The organism is Actinoplanes sp. HUAS TT8, from assembly GCF_051380535.1.
In the GTDB taxonomy this organism is placed as follows: Bacteria; Actinomycetota; Actinomycetes; order Mycobacteriales; family Micromonosporaceae; genus Actinoplanes.
Window position 1 is genome coordinate 9,228,350 of record NZ_CP195646.1, and the last position, 14,204, is coordinate 9,242,553.

A 14,204-nucleotide genomic window follows, 5' to 3' on the forward strand; every position below is an offset into this window, starting at 1 on the left:
CGCCACTTTAACGTGTCGTCAAGTCCCTGCTTAACGGTCGTTCAGTCGATCTACGGCCGCGCGGGCCTCGTCGTAGAGTTCCGGGAACCGGACCTCCTCCGGCAACGAATCCATCAAAGCCAGCGCCTCGACCGGATGCCCGGACCGCAGCAGCGCCTCCGAACGCATCCCGGCCACCCGGTCGGCGTCCTCCTCGGCACCGATCGCGCGCAGCCGTTCGGGCGCCCCCTCCAGGTGCGGCAGCGCCTCCGCCCACCGGCCCCGGCGCATCAGAAGATTGCCGATCTCGAATGCGAGCATGCCGCGACCCCATTGGACGCCGGGCTGTTCGGCCAGTTCGGCGGGCAGTTCTTCGTACCGACGAGTAACCACGCCGATCAGCTCTTCGGCCTCCTCGACCTGATCGGCGTAGTTCAGCGCCTGCAGGCGTCGTCGCAGCACACGGAGCTCGCCGACCGGATCGCCGGCCTCGCGCAGCGACTCGGCGGCGGCCTGGAACGTCAGGGCGGCCTCGGCGTCACGGTCCAGTTTGTAGAGAACCCCGCCCGCGTCCTCACCGATCTGACCCCGGCCGGCCGGGTTGTCGGCCAGCACCTCGATCAGCTCGCGATACAGCTCCAGTGCGCGGGCGCTGTCGTCAAGATCACGATAAATTCCGGCCAGCATGTACCGGGTGTCGTTGCCCGGCTCGGCGAAGCCCAGCCGATCGAATCCGAGCACCGCTTCCTCGGCCACCTCGGCCGCCTCGGGCAAGCGGCCGGCCATCCGATACGCCCGCGCCAGGTCCTGTCGGGCGAAAGTCCCGGAATGTTCGTTCTCCTGCTCGGTGCAGATCGCGACCGTCTCCACCAGGTCGTCGACCGCCTCGGCGGGCCGATCCAGCTCCAGCAGGGCGCGACCGCGCAGGGCGTGAGCGACCAGCTCGGCGCCGGGCAGTCCGACGGTCAGCGACTCGGTCATCGCGGCCACCACCTCGGCCGGGTCCTCGGTCATCTGGCCGTACATCGTCGCCGCCTCGGCGCTGGATCGGGCCGGGCCGTGCTCCCGGTAGAAGTCCCAGGCCGCCCGGGCCGACTCGTGAGCCTCGTGATCGCGGTCGGCGGCGGAACGGTTACGTGCCCGCAGCAGCGCGTGATAAGCCATCCGGCGCGGGTTGCCGAACTCGGCGGCGTGCTGGTCAGCGCGGTCGCCGGCCTCGTTCGCCTCGTCGATCCGGCCCATCGCGAAGTACACCATGGACACTCGCAGCCAGGCGCTCGCCCGGTCGCGGTGCGTGCCGTGCTCGTCCTGATACTCGGCGTCGGCCTGGACGATCGACAGCGCTTCCTCGGGCGGAAGCTTGTCGTTGCGGGCGCGTTCGAACGCGGCCCGGGACCGCATCGAGCTGACCCGGCCGGGGTCGCCCGCCGCCTCGTACGCCGAAATCGCCTTTTCGAAGGCCTCGATGGTGGCCTCGGGGTCGTCGAAGCTGCGGCGGAAGCCGCGGAACATCCACAGCCGGCCGGCGCGGGACGGGTCGGCCGGATCGGGGAAGCGGCTCGCGAACGCATCCAGAACCGCGCCGAACTCGGTGTGCTCGTCCGCGTCGAGGTGCTTCTCGGCCAGGTCGAGCAGCTCGACCTCCGTCAGTCCGGACGGGATCTCGGCGATTTGCGGCTTTTCTACCGTCGGCACCGTCGGCTGTGGAGCCGGGGTCCGGCGAGCCGTCGGGGACAGCGGGAGAACCACCGCATACGGCTCCGAGGCCATCCGCTCGGCGACCAGTTTCCCCTGGTGGGGCGTGCCGTTACGGGCGTCGAAGCGGGCGGCCAGGTCGGTCGCGAACACCGTCAGCTCGTCGGCCAGCTCGGCCGCCGTGGTGTCCGGCCGGTCGGCCCGGCGGATCGGCGAGTCACCGTGGCCCAGCGCGACGAGCCGGCGCAGCAGCGCCACCGCCGACGCCGCGAAGTCCAGCCCCGCGGCCGGGGACGGCGCCCGGTCCAGCCAGTCGATGTGCCGCTGCAGGATCTCCAGGCCGCGCGCCTCGTTGCCGGTGCGGGCGCAGAACAGGATGTGATCGCCGATGCCCGAGAGGTCGGCCAGGTTGCCGCGCTCGACCAGGTACGACCGGCGGTGCGCGTCGGCCGCGTCGTCGAGACGACCGGTCTGCAGGTACGACACCATCAGCTCGCTGAGAATGCTCTGCGGCTGCTCGGTGCAGTTCAGCTCGCCGGCCAGGACCGGCGTGGCCACCTCGACCGCCTCCTCGAACCGCTCGCGGTAGTTCAGGTGCCAGACCAGCGAGGTCGGGTCGCAGCCGGCGCAGTCGGAGAGCGACGTGCGGGGCGCGGCCCGCCACTTCTCGAACCAGTCGTGCGCCTCGTCGGTCGCGCCGATGTGCCGGGCGACCAGGTATCGGTGCTTGAAGACCGGCTGCAGGCCGTGACCGCCCTCGCGATAGCGGCGCTCCATGTCGTCGAGCACCGAATACGTCCGCGCGAGCGGGATCTCCGGGAACTTGGTGAGCGCGCTGATCATGGTCTTGAACAGCCAGAGCAGGTTGTGCGTCCAACGCTCGTGGTACGGCTGCGGGTTGCGGTCGAAGTCGCTGACGCACCAGGAGAACGTCGAGAACGCCTTCACCGACTCGCCGCCGTAGATGTACGCCGTCGTCGCGAACAGCCGGGTGTAGAACGCCAGCGCCTGGTCGCCCGTCCCGTCGGCGTGCCGCAGCACCTGCTCGACCAGGGCGATCTGGGCGGCCCCATGGGGCAGGTGATGCGCCTCGTCGAGAACGCCCCACAGCTCTTCCGCGGTCTTCATCGGCTCTCCCCCTCCGGGACGGCCCGGTCCAGCAGGCCGAGGAACGATGTGGTCAGCAGGGCCGCGTCGGCCGGCCGGATCGGATGGTGACCGAGCAGCAGCGCCTGGCCGTAGAGAGACTCCACGGCCAGCCCGGCGAGTTCCGAGTCGCCCAGCTGGGCCACCCGCCGGATCAGCGGATTCCGATGGTTGAGCACCAGCTGCGGCCGGTCGGTCGGCACGGTCGAGGAGAGCGCGTCGAGCACCCCGCCCCACAGGTCGTCGGCCTGGTCACGGCTCGCGGTGAACTCGTCGTGGAAGGCCGCGGCCCGGCTCACCAGGTACAGCGCGGGCAGGTTGGCCGGGTCGAACGAGCGGACCACGACCTCGCAGCCGAGCTTGTCCAGACGGCGCTGGGCGGCCGACAGGAACGGGCGCAGCCGCAGCTCCGACTCGGCGTCGACGGCGGTGAACCGGGTGGTCAGATCGGTCGGGTCGAGGCGCTCGGCGGTCGCCGTCTCGTCGACCACGGCCAGACGCTGGATCAGGTCGGAGTCGTAGACGTAACCACCGTTGATCAGGCCCACGTCCTGCGCGGCGGCGACGGCGGCGAGCTGGCGGAACTCGTCGGCGGTGGCGGCATACCGCAGCACGCCGAATCGGGCCCGGAACTCGGCCAGCGTCAGCTCGCCGACGTTGGTCTGCATCGGATACCACTGCTCGACCAGGCGCAACATCTCGTCGTCGTGCAGGGCCAGTGCCTTCACACCGAGGTGGTGGATCTGCAGGAACTGGGCGAGTCGCCGCGGATCGGTCGCGGAGAGCCGGACCAGCCAGCCACGCAGCTGATCGGCGATCGCCTCACGGGTCTCGGCCAGCATGCCGTCGTCGTAGAGCGCCTCGCGGCTCGCGGTCGGGCGCAGCTCGGTGCTGTCCACCACACAGCGGGCGAAGAACGCCCAATCCGGGAGCAAACCCTCGACGCTCTCGGAGAGCAGCATCCGCTTGAGGTAGACGCGATGACCGCCGCGACTGGCCGGGTTGACCGGCGTGGGCAGCACGAACGCGGCGCCGGTGAGCCCCGCGCCGGGCACGTTCAGCTCGATCACGTCGAAGGGACGAAAACCCAGGACCTCTTCGGCGTACGTGTTCCGCTCGCCCACCGGCAGCGCCCAGGGAACCGTGCCGGCCGTGACCCGGCGCCCGTCGACCGCCACCTCGACCGGCAGCAGCGAACCGTAGAGCGTGGCCAGCTCGGTCACGGTCGCGCCGGTCAGGTAGTGCTCGGCGCCCCGCCGCGGCATCAGGGTGACGGTGGTGCCGGGCTCGCGCTCGTCACCGGGCCGCACGTCGTAACGCCCGTCGGAGTAACCGGTCCAGAGCACCGGCGTCGCGCCCTCGCGCCGCGTGTGCACCCGGATCTCGTCGGCCACCAGGAAGCAGGAGAGCAGGCCGATGCCGAACTGGCCGAGGAACTCGTGCCGGGCGAAGCCCAGCTCGTCCCGCTTCGAGCTGCGGCCGATCGTGGCCAGCAGCTCGTGCACCTGGGCCTCGGTGAGCCCGATGCCGTTGTCGGTGATCTGCAACACATCGCCGGTGGTGATCTCGACGCGGCCGGCGTGATCCGGGCCGACCGCGGTGATCGCGTCGACGGCGTTCTGCAGGAGCTCGCGAATGTACACGCGGGGGCTCGCGTAGAGGTGATGACTGAGCAGGTCGACGATGCCCCGTAGATCAACCTGGAAGGTGTTGCTCACGGCAGCGCACGGTACCGGGTCCGTCTGACAAAAAGGGGCCCTTTATGGGGGCCCCTTCAAAGATCAGCTGAGTCCGCCGGGCTCGGCACCCTTGGCGATCGGTGCACGGACCAGGTTGCCCCATTCCGTCCAGGAACCGTCGTAGTTGCGGACCTGCGGGTAGCCCAACAGGTGTCGCAGCACGAACCAGGTGTGGCTGGACCGCTCGCCGATCCGGCAGTAGGCGATGATGTCGTCGCCCGTCTCCAGGCCCAGCTCGTCGCGGTAGATCTTGATCAGGTCGTCGTGGGCCTTGAACGTGCCGTCCTCGTTGGCCGCGGACTTCCACGGCTTGCTCACCGCGCCCGGGATGTGCCCGCCGCGCAGCGCGCCCTCCTGCGGGTAGGCCGCCATGTGGGTCAGCTCGCCCGTGTACTCCTGCGGGGAGCGCACGTCGACCAGCGGCCGCCCGCTGGCGATGTGGCCCATCACCTGGTCGCGGAACGCGCGGATCTCCGCGTCGTTACGGACCGGCGCCGGGTACTCCGCCTTGGGGCGAGCCGTCTTGTCCCGCGTCACGGGACGCTCCTCGGCCACCCACTTCTGCCGGCCACCGTCGAGCAGACGCACGTCGCGGTGTCCGAAAAGAGTGAAGACCCAGAGGGCGTACGCCGCCCACCAGTTGAAGTTGTCGCCGTAGAAGACGATCGTGTCGTCGCGGCCGATGCCCTTGGCCTCGCACATCGCGGCGAACGCGACCGGATCCAGGTAATCCCGGGTCACCTGGTCGTTCAGCTCCAGGTGCCAGTCGACCTTGACCGCGCCCGGGATGTGCCCGGTGTCGTAGAGCAGCACGTCCTCATCCGACTCGACGACCACCAGGCCGGGGGTGTCCAGATTCGCGGCGAGCCACTCGGTGGTGACCAGTTTGTCGGGGTGGGCGTAGGCCTGCAGAGCCTGCGCCGGATCGTTCGGAACGGACATGCCTGTCACGTTAGCGCTTGTGGCCGGGCCCATCGTCACTCTTCCATCGGGGCCAGCACCGGGCGCTTGGCCCGGACCAGGTCGCCCGACGACCGCCCGAGCAGATGCCGCCCCACCCAGGGCGCCAGGTGCTCACGGGCCCAGCGCAGGTCCGAACTCAGCGCCAGCCGCCACGGCGTGGTCTGCGGAGCCGGCGGCACCAGCATCCACTCCTCCTCGACACCGACGCCGAGCGCGTTCAGCACGTGCCCGGCGACCCGGCGATGCCCGGTCTCGGACAGGTGCAGCCGGTCGTCGCTCCACATGTTGCGATGCAGGTAGGCGTGGTCGGCGAAGAGGTCGATGAGGTACGCACCGTGCCGCCGCGCAATGCTCTCGAACCCGTCGTTGAGGATCGCCGCACGAGCGCCGATCATGCGCTGACCACCGGGGATGTGCACGGCCACATCCGCGAACCGGAACATGATCACGTCGGCGCCGGTGGCCCGGATCCGGGCGATCACCGGGTCGATCCTCTCGACCAGGGTGTGCGGATCCACCCGGGGCCGCAGGACGTCGTTGCCCCCGGCCGCGAAACTCACCAGGTCCGGCCTCATCGCCAGAGTCGGTTCGAGCTGCTCGGCGATCACCTGGTCGAGGAGCCGGCCGCGGATCGCCAGGTTGGCATATCCGAAGTCGGGCCCGGAGTCGACCGCGAGCCGGGCCGCCACCAGATCCGCCCAGCCCCGATAGGTGCCGTCCGGATACTCGTCGCACATGCCCTCGGTGAAGCTGTCGCCCATTGCTACGAAGCTGCGCCAGGCCATCGTTCCCCCTAACGGCTGTTCAGCTGTGGTTGCCGGATCAGTTTTCCACCGGACAGGTAAGGAGCGGAACGTGACGATGGCGACACCTAGATAAGCGCGTGATTTAGTCGCGCGTCAGTTCTAGGCTCGGTGGTCATGCTGTTACGGATGTCCACTTTGCTGCTCAAGACCCTGCGCGAGGAGCCGGCGGACGCGGAGGTGCCGAGTCATCGGCTCCTGGTGCGCGCCGGATTCGTCCGTCGCGCCGCCCCGGGCGGCTACACCTGGCTGCCGCTCGGCAAGCTGGTCCTGGACCGGATCACGGCCATCGTCCGCGAGGAGATGACCGCCGTCGACGGCCAGGAGGTCTCGTTCCCGGCACTGCTGCCCCGGGAGCCGTATGACGTGAGCGGCCGCTGGACCGAGTACGGCGACGACATCTTCACGCTGAAGGACCGCCGCGGCGCCGACTACCTGCTCGCGCCCACCCACGAGGAGATGTTCACGCTCCTCGTGCAGGACATGACGACGTCCTACCGCGACTTCCCGCTCCGCCTCTTCCAGATCCAGACGAAGTTCCGCGACGAGGCCCGGCCCCGTGGCGGCCTGCTCCGTGGACGCGAATTCCTGATGAAGGACGCCTACTCCTTCGACCTGACAAACGAAGGACTGATTGAGGCGTACGGCGTGATGCGCGCCGCCTACCAGCGAATCTTCCGCCGGCTCGGCCTCGACCACACGATCGTCTCCGCGGTCTCCGGAGCGATGGGCGGGTCCGCGTCGGAGGAGTTCCTGGCCGCCGCCGAGGTCGGCGAGGACACTTTCGTCGGCTGCACGAGCTGCGACTACGCCGCGAACACGGAAGCCGTCACCACGCCCGCGCCCGCCACCCGGCCGGACACCGCACCGGCCCTGGAGGTGCACGACACCCCGGACACCCCGACCATCGCCGCCCTGGTCGACGTCGCCAACGACCGCAAGCTGGCCGGCCGCTCCGACTGGACCGCCGCCGACACCCTGAAGAACGTGGTCGTCACCGTCCACCACCCGGGCCGCGAACCCGAGATCGTGGCGATCGGCGTGCCCGGCGACCGCGAGGTCGACCTGAAGCGCCTCAACGCCGCGCTGGCCCCGGCCACGGCCACCCTCTTCGACGACTTCGCGTCCCACCCCGACCTGGTCAAGGGCTACATCGGCCCGCAGGGCATCAAGCTGCGCTACCTGGCCGACCCGCGCGTCGCGCCCGGCACGGCCTGGCTGACCGGCGCCAACGAGCCCGGCCGGCACGCCACCGGCGTGGTCAGCGGCCGCGACTTCACCCCGGACGCGACCATCGAAGCGGCCGAGGTCCGGGCCGGCGACCCGTGCCCGGCCTGCGGCGACGGCACCCTGACGATCCGGCGCGGCATCGAGATCGGGCACATCTTCCAGCTCGGCCGGCGCTACACCGACGCGTTCAAGGTGGACGTGCTCGGCACCGACGGCAAACCGGTCCGGCCGACCATGGGCAGTTACGGCATCGGCCTGTCCCGCGCCGTCGCCGCGATCGCCGAACAGCACCACGACGAGCGCGGGCTCGTCTGGCCGGACGAGATCGCACCGGCCGACGTGCACATCGTCGCGGCCGGCAAGGACGGGCAGATCGAGGCCGCGCTGTCGCTGGCCGCCACCCTGACCGCCGCCGGATTCCAGGTGCTGGTCGACGACCGGCCCAACGTGTCGGCCGGCGTCAAATTCACCGACGCCGAGCTCATCGGCATCTCCCGGTCCGTCGTGGTCGGCCGCCGCCTCGCCGAGGGGTACGCCGAATGGCGCGACCGTCGAACCGGCGAGCGAAAAGACGTTCCGCTGGTGGACGTTCCGGGGTTAGTCGTGGGAACACTGGAGTAATCGACGTATCGACGGCGAGAGGGGTTTCTGGGATGGCGAGGCTGGTTGCTGACGCGATGACCCGACGGGTGGTCTACCTCCCCTCGGACACTTCCCTCGACGAGGCCGCGCAGGCCATGCGCGACCAGGGGATCGGCGATGTGGTGGTGACGAGCGGCCCGACCATGGCCGGCATCGTCACCGACCGGGACATCGTGATCCGGGCCGTCGCCGAGGGTCTGCCCGCGAAGACCACGACGCTCGGCGCGATCGCGACCCGCGAGCTCATCATGATCGAGCAGAACGCGACGGTGGAGGAGGCGGTCCAGGCGATGCGGTCGCGGGCGGTCCGTCGCCTCCTGGTCTGCGACGCCGACCGCAAGGTGGTCGGCCTGATCAGTCTCAGCGACGTCGCCCTCCTCCCCGCCTCCTCCGCCGCCGCCTGAACCCAGCTCCACCCCCACCGTCGGCCGACCTCGGCTCCGCCTCCACCGCCGCCTGACTTTCGGCCACCTCCACCTGCGTTGCCGCCGCCCACCCCAGTCCACCTCCGTCGCCGCCCGGCCCCGGCCCGCCTCTGCTCCTCAGCCAGGTCACCGCTGGGATCAGGCGCCGTTCCAGCCGCAGACGCCGGGACGAGCGCGGGGTGCGGTGGGCCAACCTCCCCGCGGCCGACAGTGAGCAGGAGGGCGAGTCTCCCTGCGGCCGGCGGGGAGTGACGTGGGCCTCTGTCGAGGGCCGTCGACGTCTGGCGTCGGCGCGTTAAGTTGGTCTTCGTGACCGACATGCCGCCGAAGCTGGCCGAGATCGTCGAGGAGTTCGCGTCCGCGCCCCGCGACGTGGTCCTGGAGATGCTGCTGGAGTTCTCCGACGCGGTGCCGCCCCTGCCCGCCGAGTTGGCCGGGCACGCGGGCATGGAGCAGGTGCCGGAGTGTCAGACCGCGTTCTTCCTCAAGGCCGACGTCCAGCCGGATTCCACCGTGACGACGTTCTTCGACTGCCCGCCCGAGGCGCCCACCACCCGGGCGTTCGCCGGCATCCTGGCCGAGGGGCTGGCCGGGGCATCCGCGACGGAGATCCTGGCCGTGCCGGATGATCTCTACGGCCGGATGGGTCTGGGTCAGGCGATCAGCCCGCTGCGGGTGCGCGGCGGCACGGCGATCCTGGCCCGCCTCAAGCGCCAGATCGCCGACCAGCTGAACTGACCCCCTCGAACGGAGAAGCGTGGACATCCAGGTCTGGTCCGACGTCATCTGCCCGTGGTGCTACATCGGCAAGCGCCGCCTCGAGAACGCCCTGGCCGAGTGGGACGGCGACGTCACCGTCACCTACCGGGCGTATCAGTTGGATGCCTCCCCCGTCCCGCAACCGGTGTCGATCCGGCAGGTGATGGCCGAGAAATTCGGCGGCCCGGAGCGGGCCGAGGAGATGTTCGCCCACGTCACCGCCGTGGCCGCGGCCGACGGTCTGGCCCTCGACTTCGGCCGGGCGCTGACCGCCAACACGCTCGCCGCGCATCGACTGATCGCCTGGGCCGCCACCCAGGGCCGGCAGTCCGACATGCTCGACGCCCTGCAGCGGGCCCACTTCGTCGAGGGCGCCGACCTCGGGTCGCTCTGGGCGCTGGCCCGGGTCGCCGGCTCGATCGGGCTGGACCCTTCGGCCGCGCTGGCCTACCTGGAGTCGGATGCCGGCACCAGCGCGGTCGTCACCGACTTCACCGAGGCTCAGGAGCTGGGCATCACCAGCGTCCCGTTCCTGGTCATCGACGGAAAGTACGCCATCCCGGGCGCGCAGGAGACCACGGCACTCCTGGCCGCCTTCGCCGAGATTACGCGCCGGGAAGCCGTCGACGCTGGTCTATAGCGTTTCACGTGGAACGGTATTGATAGTTGTCCACGTTTCGGTGGCTCATCCGTACCCAAATCGGAATTTGATCTTCGGTTGAGCCCCGGGTCAGGCAACCTCTTTGGCCAGGCCTTCGATGACCTGGGCGCCGGGCAGGGCACCGAGCGCCGGCCCGGCCACCGCGATCTTGCTGTGCCGAACGCCGGATCCGATGATCACGTGCGGCGCGGCGATCACGCGGGAGTCGACCAAGATCGGCCAGTCGGCGGGCAGCCCGATCGGGGTGATCCCGCCATACTCCATCCCGGTCAGCGACACGGCCTCATCCATCGGCGCGAAGCTGCATTTACGCACGTCAAGGTGCCGCCGGACCACCCCGTTCACGTCGGCACGTGTCGTGGCCAGGATGACGCAGGCCGCGTACTTGGTGACCTCCCCGCGCCGGCCCGCCACGATCACACAGTTGGCCGACTCGGCCAGCGTCACCCCGTAGGCCGCACAGAACGCCGCGGTGTCGGCCAGCCCGGCATCGATCGGCGCCACCAGCACCTGATCGACGTCGACCGGCGCGTCCTCCGGCCAGACGGCCAGGGCCTTGGCCACCGGCGCGGCGAGCAGGTCGGGTCGAGACTGGGCAGATTCGGTCTGCAGGCTTCCCATCACGCCCGCCATCATCACCCAACCTCGGCCTCACAGCCACAGGACACGGCCCCGCTCCCGATCCGGCTGGTGGCGGGGGTCAGGCTGGGCCGAGCAAAGCCCGGGTGGAACCAGGCCGGACCGGGCCGGCCCGACTTGCCGGCCTTCAGCGCGGCTTCACCTGACGCGGCTTCAGCTGGCCGAGCCGGCGCCCGTTGCCGATGGCCGTCCGGCTCGTCAACGCCACTCGTTGTCGCCCGCCCGGTCCGGCCGCGCCCGGCTTGCCCGGCCTCGGCCCAGGTCCCACGAAGCGCCGCAACCACGGTCGTACCACAGCCCTGCCGGCGCGAAGCCGACATGCCCGGAAAAGCGGGATTCCCCGCCACGGCCCGCTCAGGTTTCGACGGATCATGCCGAACGTCAGTGGTTGTGGAGGAGGAGTACATCGCTGAACGACGCAAGTCCCGAGTCGGAACCGTAAGCGGCCTGGCGCTGATGACCGGCGCCACCGCCATGGCCGCGGTCGGCGGCGGCCACCATTCGGTGTTCGCGACGATCCTCCTGGCCCTGCTGGCGCTCGGCATGGCCCACGCCTTCACCGTTGAGATCCAGCGCCAGGCCCATCGCCGCGCCGGCCGCTGGGGCCGTGGCGACCTGATCAACACCGTGCTTCTGGCCAGCTGGGCGGTCGCCTCGCTGACGATCGCCGCCCTGCCCTACCCGTCCGTCCAGGTCCGCGTCCTGGCGCTGCTGCTGACCTTCAGCTACGCCGCCGCCGCGGCCTACTTCGTGGCGGAACGCCACCGCGCCATCGCCGCCCCGGCCCACGTCCGCTCGTCGCATTCCGAGTCGGCCGAAGCCAACACTCCTTCATCGGATTCCGAACTCGCCCCGGCACACGTCCCCTCGCCGGTCTCCGAGGCCACCACGGCCAGCTGAACCACCCCGGTGCTGCGGGCCCACCAAGGACCCGCAGACCGATCTCTAGGCCCGCTCAGCCGGCGAGGCCATGGTCGGCAACACCACCATCAACGGCGGCACCGCCACCCCGCTCGTCTCGATCGGCAGCTCCGGCACCGGCAACCAGTCCAACCCGAGCGGCTCCGGCCCCGATCCGTCGTCCCGCCCGGCCCGAGGTTCCCCATCGGCCACGGAAACCGCGAAGACCGAAGTCATCCCCGACGGGTACGGCATCTCCAACACATATCGCAGGTCGCTGACGACGAGCCCGGTCTCCTCGAAGACCTCGCGCCGCACCGCGTCCTCGGCACTCTCGCCGGGCTCCACCCCGCCACCGGGCAGGGTCCACCATTCGCCCCCGCCGGATCGCCGGCTGCGCTCGTGGACCATCAGCACACGCCCGTCCCGCACGATCACGGCGGCGGCCCGTCTTCGTTCGCTCACGAATCGCAGGCTAACCGCAGGAATCGCCGTGTGCAGGATTCCTTCATTCCTCTGTGGATAACTGGCAGACCCAGATCGGGCAAATGCGTTGCTACACCTTCGGAACGGTGACCAGCGAATACTTCTTCCGCTCGAGAAGCGCCCCGGTCAGCCTCATCCCGATCTGCCCCTCGATGTGCGTGATCGCCGTCTCGGTGTGATCAGTCACGTCCTCGTTGATCTTGCCGTTTTTGTAGGTCCGCCGAGTCCCCCGCCCCGAGGCGTCCCCCCGGTAGACCACCACGTCCGTCCTGGCCGACAGCGGCCCCGCGATCTCGGTGTCCATCCCGAGCCCGCCGTCCCCGTCCTCCAGGAGCAGCGTCCACCGGCCCAGCCCGGTTATCCCCAGGAAGTACCGCCCGCCGTTCAACTCGCCGTCGCCCGGCCCGACGAGCTGCACCCAGGGGACGACCAGAAGGCTGGTCCCGCCGATCAGCTTCAGCACCGCGGACACCCGCCGGCCGCGCACGAGGGTGAGACAGAATCCCCGGCCCAGCGGCCCGTCCGGGCTCACCCAGGCGTGTCCGTTGTCACGCTGCACGGCCTGGAAGGTCGCGCCCGAGGAACTGTCACACCCGGCCAGCGGCATCAACGCCACGGCCGCCAGAAGAGCCCGCCGTCTCACCGCGTCAGTAGACCAAAGATCTGACAAACGGGGAACGGAAAGATTGAGAAGCGATGACGATCTGTCCGGCTAGGACCGAAATACGCTGAAGCCCCCACCAGGAGGTGAGGGCTTGAGAAGTCTGTGGAGCCCAGGGGACTTGAACCCCTAACCCCCGCCTTGCAAAGGCGGTGCTCTGCCAGTTGAGCTAGGGCCCCGGACAGCGCCTCAGCGCAGATCAGGTGCGGTGGTCGCCTCGTGCCACAGGGCCCGCTCGTCGCTGGAGGCCTTGACCTTCTTGACCACCAGGGCGGCAGCACCGACAACGGCGGCCACGATCAGAAGCTTCTTCAGCATCAACTACCCCCACTCTGGGACGGGAGACGCAACTGGGAGAAAAACAATGGGCGACCCGTAGTCCGCGCTATTCGTGCGGACAGGGATCGCCCGATCGCTCGTGGGGCTAGATGGAATCGAACCATCGACCTCAGAGTTATCAGCTCTGCGCTCTAACCGACTGAGCTATAGCCCCTCACCTGCGGACAGAACATTACCGCATCGGGTTGCGAGCCACCAAAACGGGGGTGGCTCACAACCCGACCAGCACGTCAGTCGCGCTCCGCGAGCGTCAGCTCGATCCCGCCGACCAGGTCGGCGCAAACGTTGTAGATGAACGCCCCGAGCGTCGCCAGCGCCGTGAACAGCACGACGTTGACCGCGCCGATCAGCATCGAGGTGCCGATGACGCCCCACGCGGTGATCCGGAAGCCACCGGAGGTGTCCGTGCCACCGCTCGCGCTGACCAGTTCCTTGAGGCTGTCGTTGACCGACGTCCACACGCCCATCGTGTCCAGGGCCAGGTAGAGCACCGAGGTCGCGACGACCACCACGATGAAGAGCACGATCGAGACCGCGAACGCGAACTTCATCACGGACCATGGGTCGATCCGCTTGAGGTTCAGCCGGGCCCGGCGCGGACCGCGGGCCGCGGCCGAGGACACGGTGGAACGGGCCGAACGAACCGCTTCGGAGACCCGGGCCGCCCCGACCGCCGACGTGCCACCGGGGCCGGCCGGCGAGGCCGTCCCGCTGACCGGCGCCGTGCGCTGTTTCGCAGCCCCGGGCGGGGTCACCGTGGGACCGCTGCCCACGGGGCGCGCAGCGGAGCCGGTGATGGGCCCCGAGGTCGTCCCGGGGCGCGCCTGAACGGCCCCGGGCGCGGCACCCTTGCCCTTGGTCACGACCGGGACCGCCGCTGAGGCCTTGGCCACAGCGGGGCCGCCGGGCTGCTGCTGCCGCTTGGCATCGGCTTCCGGTCCGTTAGCGGACGGCTCACCGGGCGGCGGGGCCATGCCCGGCGCCCTGGTGAACTTCGGCGGGGACGGGGCATCGGCGGGGACAGCGGCGCGCCCAGCGGACTCGCGTCCGGGCGTTGCGGCGCCGTCGTTCTTCGCCGCATCGCCCGGAGCCGCTGAGCTTCCGGGGCCCCCCGACTTCGCCTGTGTCTCCGGCATC

The 14,204-nt window shown here is 70.1% G+C and carries 14 protein-coding genes and 2 tRNA genes; 5 read left to right on the forward strand and 11 right to left on the reverse strand.

Annotated features, from left to right (window positions below; genetic code table 11):
• Positions 1 to 30: 30 nt before the first annotated feature.
• The 4 genes from ACSHV8_RS41055 to ACSHV8_RS41070 all read right to left on the reverse strand — a co-directional run bounded on the left by ACSHV8_RS41055 (position 31) and on the right by ACSHV8_RS41070 (position 6,307).
• Positions 31 to 2,802: a tetratricopeptide repeat protein gene (locus tag ACSHV8_RS41055; RefSeq protein WP_436525050.1), complete on the reverse strand. Its 2,772-nt coding sequence runs from the start codon at positions 2,800 to 2,802 to the stop codon at positions 31 to 33.
• Positions 2,799 to 4,538 carry an HSP90 family protein gene (locus ACSHV8_RS41060; protein ID WP_436525052.1) on the reverse strand — a complete coding sequence of 580 codons (1,740 nt, stop codon included), beginning with the start codon at positions 4,536 to 4,538 and terminating at the stop codon, positions 2,799 to 2,801. Before ACSHV8_RS41060 ends, ACSHV8_RS41055 begins: the two co-directional genes overlap by 4 nt.
• 63 nt (positions 4,539 to 4,601) lie before the next feature.
• Positions 4,602 to 5,501 (reverse strand): sulfurtransferase, encoded by a 900-nt coding sequence (locus ACSHV8_RS41065; protein WP_436525054.1) that lies wholly within the window; start codon positions 5,499 to 5,501, stop codon positions 4,602 to 4,604.
• A gap of 35 nt (positions 5,502 to 5,536) precedes the next feature.
• On the reverse strand, positions 5,537 to 6,307 hold the full coding sequence (locus tag ACSHV8_RS41070) for an SGNH/GDSL hydrolase family protein (RefSeq protein ID WP_436525056.1): 771 nt from the start codon (positions 6,305 to 6,307) through the stop codon (positions 5,537 to 5,539).
• Between the two features lie 135 nt (positions 6,308 to 6,442).
• On the opposite strand from ACSHV8_RS41070, the gene ACSHV8_RS41075 reads away from it, so the two are divergent.
• The 4 genes from ACSHV8_RS41075 to ACSHV8_RS41090 all read left to right on the forward strand — a co-directional run bounded on the left by ACSHV8_RS41075 (position 6,443) and on the right by ACSHV8_RS41090 (position 10,021).
• The gene (locus ACSHV8_RS41075; protein WP_436525058.1) at positions 6,443 to 8,176 is read left to right on the forward strand and encodes a proline--tRNA ligase; all 1,734 of its coding nucleotides are present in this window, start codon (positions 6,443 to 6,445) and stop codon (positions 8,174 to 8,176) included.
• A gap of 32 nt (positions 8,177 to 8,208) precedes the next feature.
• The gene (locus ACSHV8_RS41080) at positions 8,209 to 8,601 is read left to right on the forward strand and encodes a CBS domain-containing protein (protein ID WP_436525060.1); all 393 of its coding nucleotides are present in this window, start codon (positions 8,209 to 8,211) and stop codon (positions 8,599 to 8,601) included.
• Between the two features lie 330 nt (positions 8,602 to 8,931).
• The gene (locus ACSHV8_RS41085) at positions 8,932 to 9,360 is read left to right on the forward strand and encodes a SufE family protein (RefSeq protein WP_436525062.1); all 429 of its coding nucleotides are present in this window, start codon (positions 8,932 to 8,934) and stop codon (positions 9,358 to 9,360) included.
• Positions 9,361 to 9,379: 19 nt separating this feature from the next.
• Positions 9,380 to 10,021 carry a DsbA family oxidoreductase gene (locus tag ACSHV8_RS41090; RefSeq protein WP_436525064.1) on the forward strand — a complete coding sequence of 214 codons (642 nt, stop codon included), beginning with the start codon at positions 9,380 to 9,382 and terminating at the stop codon, positions 10,019 to 10,021.
• A gap of 90 nt (positions 10,022 to 10,111) precedes the next feature.
• Here the strand turns inward: ACSHV8_RS41090 and ACSHV8_RS41095 are convergent, their stop codons facing one another.
• Positions 10,112 to 10,663, reverse strand: coding sequence for a YbaK/EbsC family protein (locus ACSHV8_RS41095; RefSeq protein WP_436537160.1), 552 nt, complete (start codon positions 10,661 to 10,663; stop codon positions 10,112 to 10,114).
• 474 nt (positions 10,664 to 11,137) lie between these two features.
• Between ACSHV8_RS41095 and ACSHV8_RS41100 the strand changes: the two genes are divergently transcribed.
• Positions 11,138 to 11,581: a hypothetical protein gene (locus tag ACSHV8_RS41100; RefSeq protein ID WP_436525066.1), complete on the forward strand. Its 444-nt coding sequence runs from the start codon at positions 11,138 to 11,140 to the stop codon at positions 11,579 to 11,581.
• 45 nt (positions 11,582 to 11,626) lie between these two features.
• Here the strand turns inward: ACSHV8_RS41100 and ACSHV8_RS41105 are convergent, their stop codons facing one another.
• The 6 genes from ACSHV8_RS41105 to ACSHV8_RS41130 form a co-directional block, all read right to left on the reverse strand.
• On the reverse strand, positions 11,627 to 12,046 hold the full coding sequence (locus tag ACSHV8_RS41105; RefSeq protein WP_436525068.1) for an NUDIX domain-containing protein: 420 nt from the start codon (positions 12,044 to 12,046) through the stop codon (positions 11,627 to 11,629).
• Between the two features lie 91 nt (positions 12,047 to 12,137).
• Positions 12,138 to 12,710 (reverse strand): DUF6461 domain-containing protein, encoded by a 573-nt coding sequence (locus ACSHV8_RS41110; protein WP_436525070.1) that lies wholly within the window; start codon positions 12,708 to 12,710, stop codon positions 12,138 to 12,140.
• A 124-nt stretch (positions 12,711 to 12,834) separates the two neighbouring features.
• Positions 12,835 to 12,907, reverse strand: a tRNA-Ala gene (locus ACSHV8_RS41115).
• Between the two features lie 10 nt (positions 12,908 to 12,917).
• On the reverse strand, positions 12,918 to 13,046 hold the full coding sequence (locus ACSHV8_RS41120; RefSeq protein ID WP_212847121.1) for a DLW-39 family protein: 129 nt from the start codon (positions 13,044 to 13,046) through the stop codon (positions 12,918 to 12,920).
• Positions 13,047 to 13,147: 101 nt separating this feature from the next.
• Positions 13,148 to 13,221, reverse strand: a tRNA-Ile gene (locus ACSHV8_RS41125).
• 76 nt (positions 13,222 to 13,297) lie between these two features.
• Positions 13,298 to 14,203, reverse strand: coding sequence for a DUF3566 domain-containing protein (locus ACSHV8_RS41130; RefSeq protein ID WP_436525072.1), 906 nt, complete (start codon positions 14,201 to 14,203; stop codon positions 13,298 to 13,300).
• Position 14,204: the final 1 nt, after the last annotated feature.